This is a genomic window from Intestinibaculum porci, assembly GCF_003925875.1.
GTDB classification, from domain to species: domain Bacteria; phylum Bacillota_I; class Bacilli_A; order Erysipelotrichales; family Coprobacillaceae; genus Intestinibaculum; species Intestinibaculum porci.
In genome coordinates this window covers 2,419,609-2,444,621 of the sequence record NZ_AP019309.1, presented here as the reverse complement: position 1 = coordinate 2,444,621, position 25,013 = coordinate 2,419,609, and the positions used below count along the sequence as shown (strand labels likewise).

Here is a 25,013-nt window from a genome sequence, read left to right as displayed (position 1 = left end):
GTTATTCACCTTCCTTGATTTCTTTTTCTTCATAGAGATAATGGTAAACTTGATCATTAACATGAAAGATAAATCCAATAGCTTCATTGGTATCAGATTTGATTGTTTTAAACTGATGAATCGCTGATTCAGAAATCTGTAATGCTTTTGCAATCGATTTGATGATGGGAGAACGTGTATCATTCACATAGCTTGTATCAAATGTTCGCAATTCATCAAGACTGTCAAATTCAAAGATAAAGTCATTTGGGTATTTTTTGATCTTCATTTTGAGAACATCAAGATGCTCCATATAAATATCTTCCCAGAGCTTATCTGCTGTTTCGGGCAGATCATATTCTTTATCTAAGATATCCAAGAAGTTTTTACTGAATTCTTCACCCCAGAACGTATGACCGAGCATGTACCAGGCGTTTTCACCGCCAATGGTGACATGACTGATATAACCTTTCTCATCTTCTTCTAAACACCATTCTTTAGTAGGACCGTCCGCATAAATAGCCGCATAATAACTATCTTCATTTTCTAAAGTGAATGGATTTTTGGTAAAATAGTTATCAGCTGAGCAAATGTAAGAATTAGCTAAGACATCTCTAGCCGTATAAATACTGGCATTGTTATTACGGGTATTGTAGTCCTTGTTATAAAGGAGTTTAACACCGCATTTCTTTTCTAAGTAATTAAAATCTTCATGTTTATAGCCTGTGACAACATAAATATCATTGATGCCCGCTTCTTTCAGCTGACGAATCTGACGTTCAATGAGGACTTCTCCTTTAACCGTAATTAATGCTTTTGGAAATTCGTATGATAATGGAGCAAACCGGCTTGATGTGCCAGCTGCCATAATAACGGCATGAGCTGTTTTATACATTTTTGATTTCCTCCTTGAAGATCTTGTAGTAATCTTTCGCATAGCGATACTGGGCTAAAGAATATTCACCAAATTCAACACCTTTATTACGTTTGAATTCACACCAGTTGCTCCATAACAGGCCACAGCAGGCAATATAGCAGTAGATCTTTAATCGGGTTTCCTGTGGACAGTTATTCTCAAAATAGATATCAATCAGCTGATCAACATGAGCACGATCATACATTGCATAAATACAGAACATGGCAATATCAACATGAGGATCCTGCATACCGGCATATTCCCAGTCGATCAGGTCAATCTTTTCCTGACCATTTTCGTCTGTTGAAATCATAAAGTTATCACAGACGGCATCAATATGTGTAAGGCAGTATTCGGATGGATGGGCATCGATATATTCCTTTAGTTCATAAACTTTCTTTTTGGTATCTTCATAATCATTGAAGATTGAAGGATTGCCTTCCCACAGAGTTTCATAGAATTCCATGTGTTTGAAAATATCAAAGGTATGATTAACCTGGAGTTTCATGTTATGGAAGTCTTTGAGTTTCTTCATGCATTTTTTTAAATCATCAATGTTATCTGGATCACAGTTACGAGAATTATTAATAAACTTAGTGATCTTATAGCCACTGGTTGGATTGATATAAATATTATCATCACAGAGACCTTTGCCTTTAATGGCCATATAGACATCATATTCCTCTTGGCGATTGACTAACTGATCGGTGCCTTCCCCAGGAATTCTCATAATATATTTTTGATTGTTACATTCAAATAAGAAAGAACGGTTGGTCATACCTTTCTTTAAAACTGAGATATTCTTGATATCTGAAGGTTTTACGTTAAAGGTATAGACAATTGTCGAAATTGCATCATTTTGCAGTTCATCTGCCTGGTTATCAATATTTCTCAACTGTTCATAGGTATCAATTTCATAGCATGTTCCTGGTTTGACAATTTTACCAATGATATGGTTATTGTTAGTGAATAGCGCTTTTTCCCAGTAAACAGAATCATACTGTTCATCCTGGCTCATTAATTGTAAGTTATGTTTTAAAATTTCTTCAGATACACCAGTCACATAAGAAATACCGACCATTTTTAATGGTGAGGAGTTTGTTTTTACAATATGTAATTGCTTATTAACAGTATAATGACCGTTTTTATCTTCTGGCTGATCTGCCATCATATACCAGCTGCAAATTTCTGAAGATGAGTAGGGATTAAAAGTTGTATACACATCGCAAGGGATGATATAAGAGTTATGAATATACTTATAAGCTTTATTTAGAGAAGCAAGATTATTTTTACTCGCATAATCTTCATTATAAATAAGGGTAACGTTGTATCGATCAATAAGATATTCATACATTTCTTTAAGGAAGCCAACGACAATATAAATCTTATGAATACCAGCTGCCTGGAGATCCTCAATTGTCTTTTCGATTAATGGCTTGCCATGAATCGTCAGTAATCCCTTAGGTTTAAGGGTATTGATGGGAACCATCCGCATACCATAACCAGCCGCAAGAATAATGGCATTGTCAGGTTTAGCCTTTATAAATAAATCCAGCGCTTTTTCTGTTAACTTTCCGTCAGTATCAAGATAGGATTCAGCAGTGAGCTGATTGATATAGCTGTTAACACTGCCTAAAGACATGCTTAGAGCATTTGCTAAATCACGCTGTGAGAAGTTTTCTTCTTTATGTGTATTTAAATATGTAAGTATTTGATAGTATTTTCTGTTCATAAAATCCTCCTGTTCAAAAATAAAATAAAAATAAAGATATTGAACAAATCTCATTATAAGTTTATTTGAAGTGATGTCAATAATAGTTTATTCTTTTATGATAATTAAATTAAAATAGTCTATTTTAGGTTATTCTTAAGTTATACTAAAAGTTGATTTGTTAAACTATAATTGTATATTGGAACAATTTTCCTCTATATTTTTTAAGCGAGTCTTGTAATTAATACTCTTTTGTGTTACTTTTAAGTACGCTAAATGTTAATTTTATATTTAATTAACAGGATATTCTTTCGATGAAATATGAAGAATAAAGTGGAATACAAGAATATGATTTTTATTTGAAGGAGAAATTAAAATGGATTATCTAAAAAGAATACCAGCAGACAAAAAAGTGAGAATGTTGCTCATGATTATTGTCGATGCCGCTATTATTTGTTTGACATGCTACTTATCGTTATTGCTGAGATTTGATTTGAATCCAGCTAATATACCAATTCGATTTTTAACTGAGGCAAAAGCTTTAATGCCATTTACAGCGATCAGTACGATTATTGTCTTTATGATCTTTAATCTTTATTTCACAATTTGGTCATTAGCTTCTATTCGAGAAGCTATCAAGATTGTTTTAGCTTGTTTAGTTGCTGCTTTGGTACAGGTAGCTGAAAGTGTACTATTGATTCACTCATTACCACGAAGCTATTTTGTATTCTTCTTTATAATCTTAACAGTATTTACTATGATTTTTAGATTCTCCTATCGTATTTATCGGACCATTGTGTTCAAAGATAAAATTAATAGCGATACTGTCAATACGATTATCGTTGGCGCCGGTGAGGCAGGAGAAAAGATCATTCGTGAAATTCATTCTACTGATAAGGCTAATGTTCATGTCTGCTGTATTGTTGATGATGATACCAATAAGATTGGCAAAACAGTGCATGGTGTACGCGTTGAAGGGACACGTTATAATTTACCTGAACTTATAAAAAAATATGATGTGAAGAGAGTTATTTTAGCTATGGCTTCTTCTTCACCAGAAGAACGTAAAGGGATTATTGAAATTGCGCAAAAAGCAGGTATTAAAGATATTAAGGTTTTACCAGGCATCTATCAGTTAGTCGACGGGACAGTAACAGTTTCTAAATTAAGAAATGTAGATTTACTTGACTTACTAGGAAGAGATCCAGTGAAAGTCAATTTAAAAGAAGTGGGCTCTTATATTACTGATAAAGTTGTCTTAGTCACTGGCGGGGGAGGATCTATTGGCTCTGAATTATGTCGTCAGATTGCCAAACAGCATCCCAAAAAATTAGTTGTCTTTGATATTTATGAAAATAATGTTTACGATATCCAGCAGGAATTAAAAGTGACTCATCCTGAATTAAATGCGGAATACTTAATTGGTTCGGTGCGTAACACCGGTCGATTAGACTACATCTTTAGAACTTATAAACCACAGATTGTATTCCATGCGGCAGCCCATAAGCATGTGCCATTAATGGAAGATTCACCAACTGAAGCAATTAAAAATAATGTCATGGGGACATATAAGACAGCGAAGAAAGCCGATGAATATGGGGCTGAGAAGTTCGTTTTGATCTCTACCGATAAAGCGGTGAACCCAACCAATATTATGGGTGCTTCGAAACGTTTATGCGAAATGGTTGTTCAGATGATGTCTCGTCATTCGAAAACAGATTTTGTAGCTGTTCGTTTTGGGAATGTCTTAGGTTCGAATGGTTCGGTCATTCCATTATTCAAGAAACAGATTGCCGCTGGTGGACCAGTCACTGTTACGGATAAACGTATTATTCGTTTCTTTATGACGATTCCAGAAGCTGTTTCACTCGTTTTACAGGCTGGGGCTTATGCCCATGGGGGAGAAATCTTCATTCTTGATATGGGGGACCCAGTTAAGATTGATGATATGGCCAGAAACTTAATAAAACTTTCGGGGTATGAACCTGATAAAGATATCAAGATTGTCTATACTGGCTTAAGACCAGGTGAAAAACTGTATGAAGAAATGCTGATGAAAGAAGAAGGGATGAAAGATACCCCTAATAAGCTGATTCATATTGGGCAGCCAATCATCTTTGATGATGATGAATTCAAACAGGAATTAGCCACTTTAGATAAGGTCGCTAATGAAAACGGTGATGGTAATGAAATGAAAAAATTGGTCGCAAAAGTTGTACCAACTTACCATCCTGATCTTAAGAAAGAGAAATAGGCATACCTATTTCTCTTTTGTGCATGAAAAGGAGAACAATATGTCACAAAATGGAAAGGTTGTAAAGGCTGGCCTTGGCTATACAATCGGTAACTATCTGATTCAGGGACTAAATTTCCTAACCATCCCAATTTTTGCTCGTTTGCTAACGACAGCTGATTATGGGATTTATAATACATTTGCAGCTTATGAAAGTGTATTATTCATTATTATTGGCATAGCCATTCATACAAGTTATAAGAATGCGCGATTCAAATATAAATATGAAAGCGAAGCAGAAAATAGTGAATATAACTTTGAAAGTTATGTTTCTTCAACGATGATTATGATCGTCGTGAACGCACTGCTTGCTTTTGTAATTCTTAATGCTTTTTATCCGTTTTTTCACAACATACTTAGCTTAGATCGCATTGAACTCATATTACTTGTGATGTATTCATTTGGAGCCGCGGTTGTACAGTGCTTTAATTCTAACGCAGCCCTCAATTATAAATATCAAAGCTTCTTAAAAGTATCATTTATAAATGCTGTTGGTAATATTGGTTTATCATTGATTTTTATCTTCTTCATGTTTAAAAATAATCGTTACATGGGAAGAATGTTAGGAACTACTTTAACAATCTTTGTCATTTCTGTCATGATTGTGATCAGCTTTTTACGTCAAAAGCGTCCAAATCATGTGAAGGAATATTTACAGTGGGGTGTTAATTATTCATTACCACTTGTACCTCATGGATTAAGTCAGGTCATTTTATCACAGTTTGACCGTATTATGATCAATAAAATGATCAATTCTGCCAGTGCTGGTATATATAGCTTTGCGTATAATATCTTTACTATTTTATTAGTTACTTATCAGTCATTAGATAATGTTTGGGCACAGTGGTTCTATGAACGTATGAATGAGAAGAATTATACTGCTATTAAGAAAATCAGTGGCTTATATGTTCTTACATTATTTATTTTTACTGCCTGTGTCTTATTAGTCTGTCCAGAGTTAATTCTCATCTTAGGATCAGCGAAGTACTATAATTCCATTTATTGTGCGATTCCGATTATCGTTGGGGGATTTTGCTCATTTCTCTATTTGATTCCTTCTGGTGTTGAATATTATTATGAGAAAACGAAATACATTGCAATCGGAAGCGTATCAGCAGCGGTATTAAATATTATTTTAAATTATATTTTTATTAAAAAATTCGGCTATATTGCAGCGGCGTATACCACATTAGTAACTTATTTCTTATACTTTATGTTTCACTTCGCATTTGCCAGAAAGATTCAAGGTTTCCATTTGTTTAACAATAAAGTTATTTTCTCAACGATTATTGCTTTATTAGCGTTAGACTTCTTAACGATTTTTTTAGTGAAACTTATTATTGTGAGATGGATCATGGCAATTGTTTTGTTTGGCGTATATTTACTTTATGAAGAAAAAAGATTTGGTATTGCCGGACGTTTTGTAAAGAGTAAATTACATAGATAAATTTGAGGTGAAAAAAGAGTATGGAAAAATTAACAATGAGTGAGATTCAAAAAGAATCTTTAAAAGTTTTATTAAAAATTGACGAAATTTGTGAAAAAGAAGGTCTTGTCTATTATTTAGCTTATGGAACATTAATTGGCGCGGTGAGACATCATGGTTATATTCCTTGGGATGATGATGTGGATATTTGGATGCCACGTAAAGATTATGAAGCTTTCAAAAAATATTTCTTAGAACATGAAGAAGAACTCAAACCATTTAAATACTGCTGTCGTGAAAATACTAAGAACTACGAATATTATATTCCTCGTATATCTAATATGGATTTTGCCTATCATACAACTAAAAAAGGAAAGAAACCATTTGATATCGGTGTATTTGTAGATATCTATCCATTAGATGGTGAAGGCAATGATCGCTCGTGGGAGTCTGTATTTAATAAAATTATCAGTATCAACAGAAACTATAGTATGTATTTATCTGGTAAAAGCAGTAGTCAGTGGTATAAAACATTAGGTAAATTTCCAAAGCATGTAATGCTTAAAGTTAAAAAGGGTAAAGATTATCCTCAGCATGTCAATCAGGAAGTTGATGCAGTTCTAAAACAGTATTCAAAAGATACAGATACTTATATTGGGTGTCCAGCGTGGACAGAAGAATTTACTCAATATCGAAGAGAGTGGTTTGGCAAACCAGTTAAAATTGAATTTGCTGGACATATGTTAAATGCACCTGAACATTATCATGAACTTCTTACAACAGAATATGGTGACTATATGCAGTTACCACCTGAAGAGCAGCGTGTATCGACGCACGATTACTATATTACGAGAAGAAAGAAATAATAGGTGCAAAATATGAACTTATTAATTATCGGTATGGGTGGACATGGTTATGTCTGTCAGGAAGTCGCTAAACATATGCATATATTCAATAAAATCAATTTTATTGATGACCACAATGAAAAAGCATTAGGAACTATGCAAGATTTAAAGCAATTAAGGACAAACTATGATACAATACACGTGTCAATAGGCAATAATACTTTGCGTGATGAACTCTATAAGAAAGCCAAAGAATTAGGCTATACCTGCATAAACCTCATTGATCCCTCAAGCTATGTGAGTGAAAGTGCAAAGTTAGGTGAAGGCGTTCTTATTGAACCAAACGCAATTGTCAATGCCAATACTGTGATTGGTGATGGTACGATTATTTCTGTAGGGACTATTATTGATCATAATGCGGTTATTGAAAATTATTGTCACATTAATGCTGGCGCAATTTGTAAAGCAGGCAGTCATGTTCAGGCTTATACAAAGGTTGATGCTGGTGAAGTTATTAAAGGTTACTAGGGAGGATTTATGGCAAACAAGAAGAAAACCGGTACCATTATTGGTGTCATTGCAGCTTTAGCGGGCACTTATGTAATCTTACGTACCATTGGTAAAAAGAAAGTTAAAGAAGACGAAGAAAGTTTCAAAAATGATCCTGATGCTTATACCATCAATGAAGAAACGAAAGAAGATGATACCTTCTATGAAGCACACTCTAAAAGAGCAATTGATGTGATTTTATCATTCTTTGGACTAGTTTTATTATCACCATTATATTTAATCATTACCTTAGCGATAAAGATTGATGATCCCGGACCAGTGCTCTTTACACAAAAGAGAGTTGGGAAGAATAAGAAGTTCTTCAAACTTCATAAATTCAGAAGTATGAAGATGAATACGCCACATGATATGCCAACGCATATGTTAGAAAATCCAGATCAGTATATTACCAGAGTTGGCAAGTTCTTAAGAAAGAGTTCATTAGATGAATTACCACAGATCTGGGATATCTTTGTTGGTAATATGTCTATTATCGGTCCACGTCCTGCTTTATGGAATCAAAAAGATTTAGTGGAAGAACGTGATAAATATGGCGCTAATGATGTGACACCTGGTTTAACTGGCTGGGCTCAAATCAATGGCCGTGATGAATTAGAAATCCCAGTGAAAGCCAAATTAGATGGGGATTACGTTAAAGCTGTCAAATCAAATAGCCTGAAAGGCTTATTGATGGATATCAAATGCTTCTTTGGGACGATTTCCTCTGTCGCTAAAAGCGAAGGTGTTGTCGAAGGCGGCACAGGTGAAATGCATAAAGCTTTAAGAGAAGATGTACCTGAAGAAGATCCTGAAGAGGACTTCGCCTACCGTAAATCTTATACCGTTGATCATTCCGCTCATAAAAAAGTGCTGATTACTGGTGCCGGTTCTTATATTGGTGAATCATTTAAAGACTATGCTTCTAAACATTATGGAGATAACTTAGATATTGATACTGTTGATATGATTTCTCCAAAGTGGAGAGATACTGATTTCTCACAGTATGATATTGTTTATCATGTCGCTGGTTTAGCACATGCCGATGTAGGACATGTCAGTGATGAAGTGAAAGAAAAGTATTATAAAGTTAATACCGACTTAACGATCGAAGTCGCTAAAAAAGCGAAAGCGGCTGGTGTTAAACAGTTTATCTTTATGTCTTCAATGATTGTTTATGGTGAATCTGCACCATTCGGTAAGGAAAAAATGGTTGATGAAAATACCATCCCTACACCAGCAAACTTCTATGGTGATAGTAAATGGCAGGCTGATAAAGCTGTCCGCGCTTTAGCCGATGATACATTCAAGGTAGCCGTGATTCGTCCACCAATGATCTATGGTAAAGGTTCAAAAGGGAACTATCCTGTTTTAGCGAAACTCGCTAAGAAATTACATGTCTTCCCAAATGTGAATAATAAACGCAGCATGTTACACATTGATAACTTATGCGAGTTCTTGTGTCAGTTAATGTTAACGAGTGAAGGCGGCATCTTTATGCCTCAAAATAGCTCTTATACAAAGACTGCGGAAATGGTAAAAGAAATTGCCTCAGTATCAGGTCATAATATGGCTGTAACAGGTTTACTCAATCCATTTGTATCTTTAGCATCACATGTCCCAGGTAAAGTGAGTGGATTAGTTAACAAAGCTTTTGGTAATATGACTTATGATATGAAGTTATCTGTTTATGAAGGCTTAGATTATCAGGTTTCAAATTTTCAGGAAACAATTGAAGCCACTGAAGGAGAAAGTTTATGAGAGGCATCATCGTTAATTGCTTTGATACATATCATGAACGTGTATCTCAGGTGAAAAGAAGCTTGGAAGAAAATGGCTATGAGGTAGAAGTTTATACTTCTGATTTTAAACATATTGAGAAAACGCAAAATACAGAGCAAAAGGAAGGCTACCGCATGTTTCATGCGGAGCCTTATTATAAGAATATTTCTGTTGCTCGCATGCGCTCACATGCACAGTTAGGCAAAGATATCTTTATGGTAATTTCACAGGAAATCAATACAGTTGATTTGCTGTGGGTATTAGTACCGCCTAATAGTTTTGCAAAGGAAGCTGTGGAAATCAAAAAGAAAGCCCCTGCTTGTAAACTGGTCTTTGATCTTATTGATTTATGGCCAGAAACAATGCCACTTGCAAAATTAAAAATGACACCGCCTTATAAATATTGGGCAAAAATGCGTAATCAGGCATTACAATATGCTGATTATATTGTTTGTGAGTGTCATTTATATGAGCAAAAACTAGGTCGTTTTTTAGTAGCATGCCCACATCAAGCTATTTATTTAGCGCGTGATGTTCAGGCACAAATTCCCAAAAAACATTTAAATAATGATTGTTATTCATTACTTTATTTAGGATCGATGAACAATATTATAGATATTGATACTATAGGGTATATTATTCGTACTTTAGCACAAAAGAAATACGTGCATATGCACCTTATTGGCAGTGGTGAAAATAAAGAAACTCTATTAGCAACATGTAAACAGGCTGGTGCGATTGTTCATGATCATGGCAAAGTGTATGATTCAATCGAAAAGATGAAAATCATGTCTCGTTGCCATTATGGTTTAAATATTATGAAGAAAAGTGTTTGTGTGGGATTAACGATGAAAAGCATGGATTACATGCAGGCTGGTTTACCAATGATTAATAACATTAAAGGGGATACCTGGGATCTTATTAATAAATATCAGATGGGTTATAATATAGATCAGCTCGATTCATTAGTATATGATCCTATGCAGATTGAAAATACTGTTAAATTCTTTAATGATCATTTAACATATGAACATTTCTCAAAGCAAATGCATCAAGTCATTGCAAAAATTTCTGATAGAGGAGTAAAAAATGATTGATATTTTATTAGCAACTTACAATGGAGAAGAATATATTGGTCAGCAGCTTGATTCACTTCTAAACCAAACGTACAAAGACATTCGAATTTTAATACATGATGATTGTTCAAAAGATCAGACAGTATCTGTCGTAAAGGAATATGTCAAAAAATATCCTAATCGAATCACTTTATTAGAAGATCAGGTCCATTGTGGTAGTGCACAAAAGAACTTTATGCACATTACCAAATCTTCGACTGCGGATTACGTGATGTTTTGTGATCAGGATGATTTTTGGTTACCTGAAAAGGTTGAGAAAACTTTAAATGAAATGAAGAGAATTGAAGCACAAAGTGGCAAGGATATTCCGATCTTGGTATTTTGTGATTATAAAGCTGTTGATGGAAATCTTCAGGATTTAGACTTTAATGAAGCACACAATCAGATTGCTAAATATAAGCTAGACTTTTCCAACTTGCTTGTACAAAATTATGTAACTGGCTGCACAATGATGATCAATCGTGTTCTTTGTCAAATGATGGGGGACTATGATTCAAGAATTTTAATGCATGACTGGTGGCTAGCCTTATTAGCAAGCAGTTGTGGACGTATTTCACATTTGAGTGAACCATTAATTTTATATCGTCAGCATGGGGATAATACAGTCGGTGCTGTTGATGTAAAAAGTTTTAAATATCGTTGGAGTAAGTTTACCGACAAAAGAACAAAAAATATGCAATATTTATATTTGAATCAGGCAAAAGCAATGTACGAAAGATATAGTGATACAATGCCTAAGGAAAGTCGTTCGGTATTAAGCGGCTTTATTCATTTATATGAATGTCCGCATAAAGTGCAGCGCATTTATCAATTGATTCATGGGCATTACTTAAAAAGCGATACCGTTCGTATTATTGCGCAATTATTATATGTATAGGCATAGTTATGCAAAGATATCGAGATCGAATAGTTAACTTTTTATTATTTTTATTTTTGTTCTTTTGTATTTATTTCCCAGTGGATCGTTTTCAAATCGTTCCACTATCCTTTCTTTTGATTTGTTTTATTGAAAGAAAGACTATTTTTAAAATCTTTACCAATCCAAAATATCGATCACTTCTTTATTTTGCGTTCTTTTTACCAATAGCTATAATTTTGCATTCTACATTGGTCTCGCAGGATCCAATAACAAGTTTACGGGCAAGTTATACGCCGGTACTTGTCATGCTGGTGATTCCTATTTATGAAAAAAACTATAAATTTAAGGATATTCTTTATTATTTATTAATGGGTTTAGCTGGCATTACCGTTTTACTTGTACTAGCAGATAAAGCTGGCGTCTTTAATGTGAATGGCAATAATGCAATTCGTAACTTTGTTTATAATACGGATATGGGGGTTATGGGGAAATCTCCTGAATATGCTTTCTATTATAAAGTATTCTTTAAAACATCACCGTTATTTGTCATATTGCTTTACGAAAGTCTAAAAAGACAGCAATTCGCAATTACGCTATTAAGTGTATTAGGATTAGTTTTTTCCGGAACTAGAGCAAATGTGCTTATTGCCTTAGCGTTAGTCGTCATTTTTATCTTTAAACAGCAAGGAATGACAAAGCCAGCAATGATTGTTAAATGTTTAGCGATCTTTATGCTTGCTCTTATTTTGCTTTTTGGCAGCTCATTAATTATAGAAAAACTGACATCGATGATGAGCTCTAAAGGTGCAACTTATTCTGATAGTATTCGAATTGGTACGATGGAATCTTACAAACATTTGTTCTCACATGCACATAATATCCTATTTGGCACTGGCATGGGAAGTGAGTTCTACAATTTAGGAAGAAGTGATTTTGAAGCTTCAGCCGAGATGTCATTTATTGAATTAGTACGTCAGATTGGTATTATATATACAGTGCTCTTTGTCGGTGGTATCTTATATCCACTTAAAGGACATTACAGTATTTTAGTCAAACTGACATTTATTGGATATTTGTTTATTGCGGCGACAAATCCATTACTTTATTCAACGACCGCATCTATTATTTATATTTATATGTATTTAACTTTCTTTGAAAGTCAAGCAGAGAAACCGTTGCCTCAAATAAATCGAAGCAATGTAAAAGGAGAAGAATATGAATTATAACTATGAAAAGTCATTCAGTCCAAAAGATATGCTGACATATATTGTAAAACAATATAAGCAGATTCTGATTGTATTAATTGTGGGTATGCTTATTGGGGCTGGGTTTTGTGCTGCAACAAAAAAAGCTTATGTATCATCTACAGAAAGGGATCAGCTAGAAAGTCGTATTGCAGCTATGCGACTGCAAATTGGTGATGCCCAGGCTGATCAGGCCGAAAGTGCGTTTAAAACTTATACAAGCTTAATGAATCAGAAAAACAGTATTCAAAAATTTATGGATGATTCTGTTTATTTAAATTTAACAGAAAATAATTCGCAAAAATTATCTTTAGTTTATTTAATTTCAAATTCTACTAAAGCTAATGATATTGCGACAAGTATCAAATCATTATTAGTTGATGAATCATTATATAATGCATGTAAAAAAGAACTTAATCAGAATCTTTCTTTTACACAGTTTAATTCTCTTGTAAATGTGTTAGTAGGGAATGATTTGAATAACTCTTCTAGTATTCAGGTAAACAATGGTGAACAGCAAAATGCGGCTAATATCATCATTTATATCAGCGATCAGAATAAGAATCAGGTTGATACTATTGGTAAATATGTAAAACAAAGATTCAGTCAAATTTGTAATACATTAAAGAAGAATTATGGGAATTTTAGTTATTCATTAGGAGATAAGAGCTATAGTAAAGTTACAGACTCGCAAATCAATGGTGATAAAAACACATATACGAATCAGTTATCAACGGTTACTAATGCGATTGGTCTATTAAACAATACATTATCTGCTGATCAACAAACTTACTTTGGCTATTTGAACAAACTTGCAAAAGTGAAAACAGGGAAAAAAGTATTCTCAGTTACTGCTTTTGTGAAGTTTATGGTTTTAGTAGGAGCAGTTTTAACTGTGTTCTATATTTGTATCCTTATTATCAAGTATATTTCTTCAAGTAAACTGCATAACGCTAAAGAAATTGAAAATGCCTTTAATTTGCCAATTCTATATGATGGAGAATTTGATGAATCTATTATTAGTAATGAATTACAGTATGTCAAAGAAAGATTCAAAGATCAGTCTATCGCTTTAACGACATCTAACGAAAATCTTGATGAATTAAAACGTTTAGCGAAAGATAATAATATAATAGTTTTTGCTCATAAGCCGATGAAAAAAGAAGAATTTTCACAGCTTTTATCAGTAGATCGTGTTATTTTATTAGAAAAAAATGAGTCATCTGATATGAAAAAACTTTATGATACAATTTCCTATTATGCTCAAAAAGGAAAAGTTATTGAAGGATTTATTGTAATAAAATAATTTCAGGAACTCAGTAAGTGGTGGTACCCGTTATGAACTATGTATTAATGCCAATATTTCTTATTATCATTACAATTATATATTATATTTTAGGCCGTCATCTTATGGAAATGTTCCATGTACAAAAGCATCAGTATGCCTTTCGTATATTAACAGGATTTCTTACTGTCTTCTTTATTGGCTTTATTATTGGTTTTCCAATGCAATTATTGTCATTGTCATGGATTTTATTTGCAATTGTTTATGCCCTTGTTCTTATTTTGTGTCTGGTGTTTACAATTCGTCACTATCATATGACTTTTGACAAAAGTAAGCTTTCAAAGAAAACGTTAAAATGTCATTTCAAGAAATACTGGTTTGTCTATTTATTGACTTGTTTATTTACTCTTTTGTCAGTAACAAACACACAGCCTTATTATCTTAATAATTATAATGATGACTATTATATTGCGAAAGTGGTTCATTTAATTCAGACCCCACATTTATTAAATCAAAACTACTTTTATGGCAATGTGATCTCTACATCAGGTCACCTTGCTAATGCTTTAGCACAAGGACATCGGATGTTTAATACATATGAACTTGTATATAGTGCTTTATGCTCTTATTTCCATATTTCCCCAGTGTTCTTCTGCCGTTTCGTTATGGTGATTCATAACTACTATTTAACATTCTTGCTTTATACAATGTTTGCTGGATTATTCTTGAAGGAGTCGATTTCACAGTATTCATTAATGGTATTTGCTTTTTTGATGATACCATCGGGCTATGCATCACGAGGAAATTTACCGATTAAAATTAGAATGTATGAAAATTGGCGCTTTCAAACTGCTATTTTCTATGGCGGATCTGTTACACGTGTATTTTCGTTGTCGCTCTTTTTGTACTTCGGCAGTTTTTGGGTAAAAAAGATATCTAAAAATTATATTCTGACCTATATATTTATATTGCTTGCCTTATTATCATTTCAAACCAATGCACTTAGCTATTTTATAATTGTTTCTTTAGTACTGATTGTGGCGAAGATTGAAAGAATGATTCTTTATAAGTTCGATACACGAAAAAAGAAAGTCTATTATTCTATTATATTTCTTTCCCTAGCTTTCATTGTTCTCATTATTAGCAATACGATCTTATCTTCGTTTGATTGGATTGCTAAAAATATTGATAATAATGCGCAAACATATGAGCTTTATTATGCGAATGCTTTTATTTATGATTTCTTTGCTTTAACGGGATTTGCGTCAATAACTTATATGATGTATTTAGATCATGGAAAATATCGTTTACTTTCATTTTCTTTATTACTGATCTACTTAATTTTTAGACTTGATACAAATTCTTATCTTTTGACTTTGTTATCATTTAATTCATACGGTGGTGCACGAATGTTGACTTCATTACTTATGATGTGCATGTTATACTGCGGTATGATTTTGGTCAAATTGATAACCTATAAAAATAGAGCAAAAAGATTATGTGGAATGTTATCTTTTGTTATTGTATTCGCTACGATCACAGGCATATATATCAATAATGATACATTAAAAAAATATAATCTTGTTGAAGATAATATGACTTCAGTTGGTTATTCATTAAAGCCTGTAATAGCTAATCAGTATATGTTGCCAACGCCTATTGCTCAGACTGGATTATATTTTAACACTTTAAAATATGGACAATATCGTTTAATGTCAGAATATAGTATTCCTTATGAGCATACGTATATTGACAGCCATTGTTTACTTTATAGCTCTAATAGAATCGAATTGTATTATTTCTTATCCAAACAAAATACTGAAAGTATAGCTAATTATTTAGCAGGAAAGAAAAATTATAATGATATTCTAGGCATATTGAAGGTATCAAAATGTAATTATATCCTTACAACTCGAATAAATATAAAAAATGATTTAAAAAGTCATGGATGGATAACTAAAATTTCAGGGAAAGACTACTGGCTGATGTACAAAGATACAAGTACGATTAAAATTGATAAAAAATTTGTTTATTAGTCGATGAGAGATATTTAAGAAAGTGAAGTATTATGAAATCTGTAAAAATCAATGCAATACTCAATACACTTAAAACCATATGCAGTATCATATTTCCGCTGATTACGATTCCTTATGCTTCACGTGTCTTACATGCAGCCAATTATGGAATTGTCAGCTGGTGTAACAGTATCATTCAATATTTTGCTTTATTTGCCACACTAGGAGTTGTCACTTATGCCCAAAGAGAAGGACCACAGTTCAGAGATCAAAAACAAAAGTTTCAAAATTTTGCGTCGGAAGTATTTACTATTAATGTGGTTGCCACAATAGTCTCTTATCTTGCATTATTTGCTTGTTTCTTCATCTTCGCAAAAATGCGTAATTATAAAGTTGTCATTTTAGTTCAGTCATTAATGATTATTTTAACAACCTTAGGGGTGGACTGGATCAACGCGGTTTATGAAGATTATTTCTATATCACTCTAAGATACATCATTATTCAGTTAGTATGTTTAGCAGGGCTGTTTCTTTTTGTGAGAAACAGTCAGGACTATTTAGCGTATGCCTTGATTATGGTTATAGCCAATGCGGGTGGAAATCTCCTCAACATCTTCTATGTCAGAAGATATACAATTGTTCATTTAGTGCCATTATGCCAATGTAAGAAGCACATGGGGCCTACGATCAAGCTTTTTGCAGTCTCATTGGCTTCAGTGATCTATGTTTCTTCAGATATTACTATATTAGGGATCTTTAGAGGCAATAAGGATGTTGGAATTTATACGATTGCTTCAAGAGTGGATAGTACCATTAAAACAGTATTAAATGCAGTTATGACAGTGGCCATGCCACGTCTAGCCTTTTATTTAGGACATCAGGATGAAAAACAGTTTAATGCACTGATTCATAATATCTTTGATTACTTAATTACTTTTGTCTTACCAGTCATTTGTGGCCTTTTTATGCTGGCTAGTCCTATTATGTATTTACTAGGCGGCAGTGAATATGTCCAAGGGTATATTTCATTACAGATCCTTAGTGTTTCTTTATTCTTTGCCGTTTTAGCATGTTTTTTTGCGACCGGTATTATTCTTTTGTATAAAATGGATAATGTGTACCTGATGGCGACGATTGTCAGTTCCATGACAAATATCGTTCTTAATTTCGTATTAATTCCTTATATGGGCTATAATGGAGCTGCATTCACAACATTATTAGCGGAAATGATTATGATGGGTATCACTGCCTATTATTCATTACAAATACCTAATATCAAAAAACATAAAAGAGAAATATTTGGTAATACAAGAGTCGTGTTTTCCTCTGTATTAGGAACGTTAGGAATTGTAATCTCATGTTTAAGCGTGAAGATGTTTATTTCTTCGCAAATACTGATTATTATAGCTTCAGTTATAGTAAGTGTAGTAGTATATGCTTGTATACTTAAGATTTTACATAATCCTATTTATGATTATGTAATTAGTGCACTAAAGTCTAAATTATTGAAATAATGAAGGAGAATTTTATGAAGAAGAAAATAGCGTATGTATTATCATTACTGATGGTTTTCTCTCTACTGAGCATCAAACCAATTAAAGCAGCAAGCAATAAGATCACTGTCAGTGTGGATGATACAGAGACTACTATCCAAGTGAATAACTGCGGTGATGAGGGCACGGCTGAACTCTATGCTTACGGGGCTAATGAATACTATACAGCGGATAAAATCAGAGGTATCAGTAAAGATGTTAAATCAACTGGTACTTTAGTTGGTGAGTATGACTGTGGGACAAACGAAACATTTACAAGAGATCGATATGATGCTAATGGGCGTGATAGTCTCTATGATAAATACTATTTAGTACAAGATGATGAAATTATCAAAGGGCCGATCTATGCTACATCAATCACACCTGAAAATGAAGAGAATATTAAATTTAAGCAATCTTCTATTAAAGGACTATTTAATGAAAATAGCACAAATATGAAGTATGCGAAAGATTTAGGGGTTTCATCAATTACTATTAATTTTGATTTAAGCAGTATGCTCTATGCTGATGGAAAAGCACCGGATAGTGCTACTGAGTTTACTTCAAATGGCCAAAAGTATTATTTTAATATAGAGGCAATGGCTCATTATGATTCTCTAGTACAGGGAGCAACATCTAGAAATATGAACGTTATTGGTATTGTGTTGGTTTCTGCACATGCAAGTATGAATAATATTCCTTCTTCATTAAGATATGATGCAGGTAACTCAGGTTCATTTATGGGGACTAATACATCAAACGATGTAGGTAGAGATTATTACATTGCCGCAATGGAATTTTTGGCTCAAAGATATTCTCAAAGTAAAGAACAAGGACTTATTCAGACTTATGTTATTGGCAATGAAGTGGATTTTACACCTTATTTCTTTGATTGTGGTAACCTGAATAAATTTATGGAAGAATATTCACGTGCTTTACGATTATCTAATCTTGCTGTCAAGAAATATTCATCACAGATTCAGGTGGTTGCCCCATTCACCCACTACTGGAAAGGTGATGTGAAAAAGCTTGGTAAAGAAAACAAAGGCGGTGCTTTAAAACCTTATGATATGGTTAACTGGCTAGCAAAATACACAAATGCACGTGGTGCCTATGACTGGGGGTTAGCACCTCATATTTATGGTGTATGGAATACGTCTAGTCAGATGGCTAAAAAAGACGTTATGTCTAAAGGCATTAATGGTAATTATAAGACATCTAAGTACATTACTTTCAGTAATGTGGAAATCTTACAGGCTTATCTTTCTCAATCTCAATTAAAATACCAAGGTAAATTACGTTCTGTGTATTTAACGGAAGCGGGTATGTCATCTTCTACGGATACTAAAAAATCTCGTCAGCATCAGGCAATGTCTTTAGCACAGGGATATTATAAAGTAGCTCATTTATCTTTTATCAAAGCTTTTAACTATTATCGTCTTAAAGATGAACCATCAGAAGCAAAACATGATTTACGTTTAGGGCTTATTGATTTAAAAGGAAAGAAGAAACTATCTTACAATGCCTTTAAGTACATTGATACGTATAAAGGTTCAATATATGCAGATCAGTATTTAAAATATTTATCTTTTAAGAAAAACGGGAAAACTTCTCTTAAGAACTTTACATCATGGAAAAAAGCAATGACTATTTATACTTCATCATTTAATTGGAATAAAGCTTGGAACATGAATAAGGTCATTCGTTCAGATTTGAAAAGTAAAAAAGCAGGTAATGTAAAAAGCTTAAGAGCTACCCGCATTAAAAGAAATTCAATTAGAATTGCCTGGGGTAAATCATCTAAAACATCTGGTTATGAAGTCTATGTCAACGGTTCAAAGCGTAAAACAACATCATCAAGAAGTTATACTGTTACGGGATTAAAACATAAAAAGAAATATATCCTACATGTTATTTCGTATCATAAAGTAGGTGGTAAGAAGTATTATGGATATAGCCAGAAGAAGATAGTTACAACAAGATAATGAAAAATACGGAGGAGTTATTCTATGACAGGATAACTCCTGTTTTGAAGAGGAAACATCAATGAAGAAGGTTCGTTCTATTAAAGTGAATGTGATACTTAATATCATGAAAACAGTAATAAGTATTGGTATTCATTTGATTACAATTCCATATGCTTCTAGAGTATTAGGAGCTTCCCATTATGGCAAGGTCAGTTATGCGAATAGTATTATTCAATATCTTGCTTTACTTGCTATGCTTGGTATTTCTAATTACGCACAAAGAGAAGGCCCGAGATTTCGTGATGATCATGATAAGATCAATGCCTTTGCCTCACAGCTGTTCACTGTTAATGTCATCGCAACTGTGATTTCGTATATGGTGATGGCATTTCTGTTAGTCTTCAGTGTGAAATTGCGAAATTATCGGATGCTTATTCTCGTTCAGTCAGTGATTATCATCTTAACGACTATTGGAGCGGACTGGATCAACCAGATTTATGAAGACTATTACTATATGACAGTCCGCTATATTGTGGTTGAACTCATCGCTTTAGCTTGTCTCTTTATATTTGTGAGAACGCCTCATGATTATATTATCTATGCGTTCATTATGGTGATGGCTGCTGCTGGTGGCAATCTCTTTAATATCTTTTATATCAAACGTTATGTACATCTTCATTTTGTTCCCATAGCGCAATGTAAAGAACATTTGAAGCCAGTCTTTAAATTATTCTTTGTCAATCTTGCCATGGTGCTTTACATCAGTTCAGATATTACGATCTTAGGATATTTCAAAGATTCTAAGACAGTAGGAATATATTCACTCGCAAGTAAAATCTATAGTACGATCAAGAATGTGATCAACGCAGTGATTATGGTGGCAATTCCCCGTTTATCCTTTTATTTAGGACATCAGCTGCAGGATGAGTATAAACATTTGATCCAAAAGGTTTTAGATTACCTTTTAACCTGTCTTTTACCGGTTGTTTGCGGTCTGCTTATTCTTGCCCATCCGATTATGTTAATCGTAGGTGGCAGTGAGTACGGTAAAGGGGCTATACCTTTATCAATATTAAGTGTTGCATTATTATTTGCGTCTCTTGCCTGCTTATTTTCTTCAGGTGTACTTCTGCTCTATAAGCGAGATAATGTATATCTCATGGCAACTGTGATCAGCTGTTTAGTCAATGTCGGCTCTAACTTCATCATGATTCCTTTATGGGGATATAATGGGGCTGCTCTGACAACGCTGATGGCGGAAATGATCATGTTTTTGATCAGTGTTTATTACAGCTTCAAAGATCATTTACATCTCAAAGATTTCTTGACCCATGATCATGTTTTCATTTCATCAATTTGTGGTTCAGGGCTGATCTTAATTACAGGGATAATTGTTCATTCCGCATTTCATAATATCTTATTACAATTATTAGCTACTTTTGGCATAGGCGTTATTGTTTATATGATCGTTTTAGCACTGTTTAAAAATCCTTTATTGCTAAGTCTGATCGATCGCCTGAAACTGAAATTTTTGAGATAATATGGGATAGTTCTTGAATGAAAAAATAGGGTCATTTATACTAATAATATGGAGGAAAAAATAACATGAAGAAAAAAATTATTTTAGCTGGATTACTTTCTATGAGTATGATGGCAACCGTAAGTACAAGTCAAAGCTACGCTAAAGCAAAAGCGACCACAGGTTTAAGTGTTAGTGCTGGCGCTGATATAATATCTATTAAAGTGACGAAGCCAACATCTAGTGGACACCTTTATGCGTACAATGCTAATGAATATCCTAATGGGGATAAAATGCGTGGGATCAGTACAAATGTATTAGAAAAAGGGGTTGACCTTGGCTCTATTACAAAGGGAAAATCTCAGACATTGTCTTGGGAACGTTATGGAAATGATGGAAGAGATCATCTCTATAATAAGTACTATATCTTAAGTGGCAATAAAATTGTCAAAGGGCCTATTTATGCAACGAGTGTAGCAGCAAAATATGGTAAAGTGGGATACACTCAGAAGTCTATTAAAGGGATTTATACTGAAGATGATTTGTCAAAAGCAACCTATGCTAGTGATTTAAAAGCAACTTCAATTACTTATAACTTAGGTTTACAAAATTTGATTTATTCTCAGGATTCAGGAACTGCACCAAGTGATGCTATTTCCTTTGAAAGTAATGGTCAAACTTATTATTTTAATAAAAGTGTTGTGGATGAATATGATCAAAAAATTCAAGATGCTAATCGTCGCGGTATGAATGTTATTGCTGTATTAATTCCATGGGTAGAAAGCAATGCAAACTATCCGGCAGAATTGAGATACAATTCATCTGCTAGTAAAACAACATGGGGAACGAATACATCAAATGGAAAAGGTCGAGATTATTATATTGCGATGGTGGAATTCTTAGCTAACAGATATTCACAGTCAAAAGCACAAGGTCAGATCAGTACTTATGTGATTGGTAATGAAATTGACTTTACGCATTACTTCTATTCAACAAGCAACTTTAATAAATATATGGAAGAATATGCACGTTCATTACGATTATCCAACTTAGCAATCAAAAAATATGCGTCAAATGCCAACGTCGCTGTTCCATTCACTCATTACTGGGCAAAAAGTGCCGGACAGGTTTATAAAGAATGTCCAAGTCCATCATTTGCACCGAAAAAGATGTTAGACTGGTTAGCTAAATATACCAATGCCAGAGGTGCTTTTGATTGGGCAATTGCACCACATCCATATGGTGTTATTAATACGAAGTCTAATCAGGCTTACTATGATACCAAAACAGGTGCGATCAATGGAAACTATAAGACCTCAAAAGAATTAACCTTCACCAACTTTGAAATCTTAGATCAGTACTTATCTACAAGTGCATTAAAATATAAAGGAAAGCAAAGAAGTGTGTACCTGACGGAAAGTGGTGCTTCTTCAGGAAATATGAAAGCTACTGCACGTTTTAATGAACAAGCTGCTTCCCTTATTCAGGCATACTATAAGGTGGCTAACTTAAAGTTTGTCAAGTCTTATAACTATTATCGTTTACAGGATAACGAAGAAGAAGCTAAAAATAGTTTAACATGTGGCTTATTAAAGCCTAATGGATCAAAGAAGCCAGTTTACAATATTTATAAAGCTATTGATACTAAATCATCTAATAGTAAGACTAAGAAATATCTGAAATATGTAAGCTACTATAAGAATGGCAAAACCAAAGTATCGGGAAAGAAACTGAAATCATGGAAAGATGCTATGGGAGTTTATAAAACAAAAGTCAACTGGAATAAAAAATGGAAATGGTCCAATATTTATCGTAAATAGTGCAGGTGGGGGATTGACATAAGATCCCCCGCTTTTTTATACTAGTAATGATATTTTATGAAGATAGGAGAACACTATGAAAAAGAAAGTATTTGCAGTCGTAGGGGTCGTTATTGTCATTGCCGTTGCTTTGGCTTGTTTTTATCCAAGGGATAAAAAACAAGTGAACACCACACCGTTAAAGCAATTAGGACAAGCCACCGCTACCGTTTCAAAAGATCAGGTTATCATACAGTTAAAGGGGATTGGCAGTGGCGGAAAGGCGAAAGTCTATGCTTATGGAGCCAATCAGTATTGCAATGATGATCACATCAGAGGTATTAGTAAAGAGGTGAAGTCTACTGGTACTCTGGTAGGTGATTATAACTGTGGTAAAAGTGAAACATTAACAGTCAAAAGATATAATACGCATGGTTATGATGGTTTATATAACAAGTATTATGTCATTCAAAAAAATAAATTATTGTATGGTCCATTCTATGCTACAAATATTGCATCCGAAAAGCAGAATATAGCTTTAAAACAAAAGTCTATTAAAGGCTTATTTAATGAAAACAGTACTAACTTAAATTATGCGAAAGATTTAGGTGCTAATTCAGTTACAATGAATCTAGATTTAGGAACATTACTTTATGCGAATACGCATCCAGCCGATGCTTATTCAATGAAAGTAAATGGTAAAACATATTATTTCAATAAAGCTAATGTAGATAGTATTGATAGCGTTGTAAAAGCATCTAGTCAGGCAGGTATGAACGTGATCGCTGTATGTAATGCCTGGAAAAATAATGATATGAACTTATTCTCTCAGTCATTACGTTATAACTCGCCGAAGAGTACTATTTTAATGGGGACGAATACATCTAATGATACTGGCAGAGATCAGTATATTGCCATGATGGAATTCTTAGCTCATCGTTATTCTCAGTCAGCGGCGACTGGATTAATTTCGACATATGTCATTTCTAATGAGATTGACTTTACGCATTACTTCTATGATTGTGATGATTTAAATACCTTCATGGAAGAATACTCTCGTGCTTTACGTTTATCTAACTTAGCTATTAAGAAATATGCAGCTGATGTGAATGTTGCTGTTCCATTTACGCATTACTGGGCCAAGAGTGCCGGCGAAATGTTTAAAGAATGTCCTGGTGCTTCCTTAGCTCCTAAAGATATGGTTAACTGGTTAGCTTCTTATACTAATGCTAGAGGAGCCTATGACTGGGCAATCGGACCACACTGTTATGGAACAGTGAATACGAAAAGTAATCTAGCTGCTAGTGATGTCAATTATAAAGCTTTAACAGGTAACTATAAAACATCACCACAGATTACTTTCTCCAACTTTGAATTATGGAATCAGTATTTATCACAGCCTGATCTCCTATATAAGGGTAAACAGCGCAGTGTTTATTTAACTGAAAGTGGTGCTTCTTCCTCAAAAGGCACTACGCAAGGGTTAAACGAACAAGCAGCCACTTTAGCTCAGGTTTATTATAAAGTTGCACAAATGCCATTTGTGAAAAGCTTCAACTATTATCGCTTAAATGATCATCCAGAAGAAGCCAAGAATGGTTTAGCTTGTGGCTTATTAGATACAAAAAATAAAAAGAAACCAGCTTATACGGTTTATAAGTACATTGATACCAAAGATTCCACTAAATACGCTAATCCTTATTTGAAATATATTAATTTCAATAAAGATGGCAAGACAGAAATGAGTGTTGCCAAAGGGACTGTTAAATCTTGGAAAGATACTATGACTGTTTATACCAGTAGCTTTGACTGGAATAAGCAATGGGATTTGAATAAGATTTATTTAAAAAAATAGTATAATATATTAAATTTATATAATTTTTATTGTATAATATCTACGGTAGTCACAAATCATACTTCTACGTACTACTACCAGAGAAGTGCAACTGATGCACTTCTTTTTTTGCGTTTTTAAGAACTAAATAAAGGAATAAGAAGTTATATCAATTTTAAAAAAGCGGAGAAATATCCATAAATAGTTTGAGTCACAATATAATAGAAAAATCAATAATAGTTCAAGAATATTGCAAAAGATCCTATGAAATCGTATAAAAATAATTTTAAAATATGAAAATATGTTAAAGCTCCTATTTGAAATT

17 protein-coding genes are annotated in these 25,013 nt (G+C 33.5%); 15 read left to right on the top strand and 2 right to left on the bottom strand.

Annotation, left to right across the window (positions count from 1 at the left end; genetic code table 11):
- Position 1 precedes the first annotated feature (1 nt).
- Together SG0102_RS11620 and SG0102_RS11615 are read right to left on the bottom strand one after the other, a co-directional pair.
- Positions 2-874, bottom strand: coding sequence for an NTP transferase domain-containing protein (locus SG0102_RS11620; RefSeq protein WP_125120080.1), 873 nt, complete (start codon positions 872-874; stop codon positions 2-4).
- Positions 867-2,627 (bottom strand): NTP transferase domain-containing protein, encoded by a 1,761-nt coding sequence (locus tag SG0102_RS11615; RefSeq protein WP_125120079.1) that lies wholly within the window; start codon positions 2,625-2,627, stop codon positions 867-869. Before SG0102_RS11615 ends, SG0102_RS11620 begins: the two co-directional genes overlap by 8 nt.
- 355 nt (positions 2,628-2,982) lie before the next feature.
- Here SG0102_RS11615 and SG0102_RS11610 point away from each other — a divergent pair, with 355 nt between their 5' ends.
- From SG0102_RS11610 to SG0102_RS11540, 15 genes are all read left to right on the top strand, one after another.
- A complete protein-coding gene (locus tag SG0102_RS11610) occupies positions 2,983-4,860 on the top strand; it encodes a polysaccharide biosynthesis protein (RefSeq protein ID WP_125120078.1) in 1,878 nt (625 codons plus the stop codon).
- Between the two features lie 40 nt (positions 4,861-4,900).
- Positions 4,901-6,346: a lipopolysaccharide biosynthesis protein gene (locus SG0102_RS11605; protein ID WP_125120077.1), complete on the top strand. Its 1,446-nt coding sequence runs from the start codon at positions 4,901-4,903 to the stop codon at positions 6,344-6,346.
- A gap of 20 nt (positions 6,347-6,366) precedes the next feature.
- Positions 6,367-7,191 carry a LicD family protein gene (locus SG0102_RS11600; protein WP_125120076.1) on the top strand — a complete coding sequence of 275 codons (825 nt, stop codon included), beginning with the start codon at positions 6,367-6,369 and terminating at the stop codon, positions 7,189-7,191.
- A 12-nt stretch (positions 7,192-7,203) separates the two neighbouring features.
- Positions 7,204-7,698 (top strand): PglD-related sugar-binding protein, encoded by a 495-nt coding sequence (locus SG0102_RS11595; protein WP_125120075.1) that lies wholly within the window; start codon positions 7,204-7,206, stop codon positions 7,696-7,698.
- Positions 7,699-7,707: 9 nt separating this feature from the next.
- Positions 7,708-9,477, top strand: coding sequence for a sugar transferase (locus SG0102_RS15870; protein ID WP_125120074.1), 1,770 nt, complete (start codon positions 7,708-7,710; stop codon positions 9,475-9,477).
- Positions 9,474-10,595, top strand: coding sequence for a glycosyltransferase family protein (locus tag SG0102_RS11585; protein ID WP_125120073.1), 1,122 nt, complete (start codon positions 9,474-9,476; stop codon positions 10,593-10,595). The genes SG0102_RS15870 and SG0102_RS11585 overlap by 4 nt, the downstream gene beginning before the upstream one ends.
- Positions 10,588-11,511 carry a glycosyltransferase family 2 protein gene (locus SG0102_RS11580; RefSeq protein WP_125120072.1) on the top strand — a complete coding sequence of 308 codons (924 nt, stop codon included), beginning with the start codon at positions 10,588-10,590 and terminating at the stop codon, positions 11,509-11,511. The genes SG0102_RS11585 and SG0102_RS11580 overlap by 8 nt, the downstream gene beginning before the upstream one ends.
- A gap of 218 nt (positions 11,512-11,729) precedes the next feature.
- Positions 11,730-12,719: a hypothetical protein gene (locus SG0102_RS11575; protein ID WP_125120071.1), complete on the top strand. Its 990-nt coding sequence runs from the start codon at positions 11,730-11,732 to the stop codon at positions 12,717-12,719.
- Positions 12,709-14,043, top strand: coding sequence for a hypothetical protein (locus SG0102_RS11570; RefSeq protein WP_125120070.1), 1,335 nt, complete (start codon positions 12,709-12,711; stop codon positions 14,041-14,043). Before SG0102_RS11575 ends, SG0102_RS11570 begins: the two co-directional genes overlap by 11 nt.
- A 32-nt stretch (positions 14,044-14,075) precedes the next feature.
- On the top strand, positions 14,076-16,058 hold the full coding sequence (locus SG0102_RS11565) for a DUF6077 domain-containing protein (RefSeq protein WP_125120069.1): 1,983 nt from the start codon (positions 14,076-14,078) through the stop codon (positions 16,056-16,058).
- Positions 16,059-16,090: 32 nt separating this feature from the next.
- The gene (locus SG0102_RS11560) at positions 16,091-17,551 is read left to right on the top strand and encodes a flippase (RefSeq protein WP_125120068.1); all 1,461 of its coding nucleotides are present in this window, start codon (positions 16,091-16,093) and stop codon (positions 17,549-17,551) included.
- Positions 17,552-17,565: 14 nt separating this feature from the next.
- A complete protein-coding gene (locus SG0102_RS11555; RefSeq protein WP_125120067.1) occupies positions 17,566-19,554 on the top strand; it encodes a DUF5722 domain-containing protein in 1,989 nt (662 codons plus the stop codon).
- 61 nt (positions 19,555-19,615) lie between these two features.
- Complete coding sequence (locus tag SG0102_RS11550; protein WP_125120066.1) at positions 19,616-21,076, top strand: flippase; 1,461 nt, start codon at positions 19,616-19,618, stop codon at positions 21,074-21,076.
- Positions 21,077-21,141: 65 nt separating this feature from the next.
- Positions 21,142-22,875: a DUF5722 domain-containing protein gene (locus SG0102_RS11545; RefSeq protein WP_125120065.1), complete on the top strand. Its 1,734-nt coding sequence runs from the start codon at positions 21,142-21,144 to the stop codon at positions 22,873-22,875.
- A gap of 76 nt (positions 22,876-22,951) precedes the next feature.
- Positions 22,952-24,709 (top strand): DUF5722 domain-containing protein, encoded by a 1,758-nt coding sequence (locus SG0102_RS11540; protein ID WP_125120064.1) that lies wholly within the window; start codon positions 22,952-22,954, stop codon positions 24,707-24,709.
- Positions 24,710-25,013 lie beyond the last annotated feature (304 nt).

What these genes read in the sequence shown, in the direction of transcription:
- SG0102_RS11620 (WP_125120080.1), bottom strand. Translation starts at nt 874, where the DNA reads ATGTATAAAACAGCTCATGCCGTTATTATGGCAGCTGGCACATCAAGC.
- SG0102_RS11615 (WP_125120079.1), bottom strand. Translation starts at nt 2,627, where the DNA reads ATGAACAGAAAATACTATCAAATACTTACATATTTAAATACACATAAA.
- SG0102_RS11610 (WP_125120078.1), top strand. Translation starts at nt 2,983, where the DNA reads ATGGATTATCTAAAAAGAATACCAGCAGACAAAAAAGTGAGAATGTTG.
- SG0102_RS11605 (WP_125120077.1), top strand. Translation starts at nt 4,901, where the DNA reads ATGTCACAAAATGGAAAGGTTGTAAAGGCTGGCCTTGGCTATACAATC.
- SG0102_RS11600 (WP_125120076.1), top strand. Translation starts at nt 6,367, where the DNA reads ATGGAAAAATTAACAATGAGTGAGATTCAAAAAGAATCTTTAAAAGTT.
- SG0102_RS11595 (WP_125120075.1), top strand. Translation starts at nt 7,204, where the DNA reads ATGAACTTATTAATTATCGGTATGGGTGGACATGGTTATGTCTGTCAG.
- SG0102_RS15870 (WP_125120074.1), top strand. Translation starts at nt 7,708, where the DNA reads ATGGCAAACAAGAAGAAAACCGGTACCATTATTGGTGTCATTGCAGCT.
- SG0102_RS11585 (WP_125120073.1), top strand. Translation starts at nt 9,474, where the DNA reads ATGAGAGGCATCATCGTTAATTGCTTTGATACATATCATGAACGTGTA.
- SG0102_RS11580 (WP_125120072.1), top strand. Translation starts at nt 10,588, where the DNA reads ATGATTGATATTTTATTAGCAACTTACAATGGAGAAGAATATATTGGT.
- SG0102_RS11570 (WP_125120070.1), top strand. Translation starts at nt 12,709, where the DNA reads ATGAATTATAACTATGAAAAGTCATTCAGTCCAAAAGATATGCTGACA.
- SG0102_RS11565 (WP_125120069.1), top strand. Translation starts at nt 14,076, where the DNA reads ATGAACTATGTATTAATGCCAATATTTCTTATTATCATTACAATTATA.
- SG0102_RS11560 (WP_125120068.1), top strand. Translation starts at nt 16,091, where the DNA reads ATGAAATCTGTAAAAATCAATGCAATACTCAATACACTTAAAACCATA.
- SG0102_RS11555 (WP_125120067.1), top strand. Translation starts at nt 17,566, where the DNA reads ATGAAGAAGAAAATAGCGTATGTATTATCATTACTGATGGTTTTCTCT.
- SG0102_RS11550 (WP_125120066.1), top strand. Translation starts at nt 19,616, where the DNA reads ATGAAGAAGGTTCGTTCTATTAAAGTGAATGTGATACTTAATATCATG.
- SG0102_RS11545 (WP_125120065.1), top strand. Translation starts at nt 21,142, where the DNA reads ATGAAGAAAAAAATTATTTTAGCTGGATTACTTTCTATGAGTATGATG.
- SG0102_RS11540 (WP_125120064.1), top strand. Translation starts at nt 22,952, where the DNA reads ATGAAAAAGAAAGTATTTGCAGTCGTAGGGGTCGTTATTGTCATTGCC.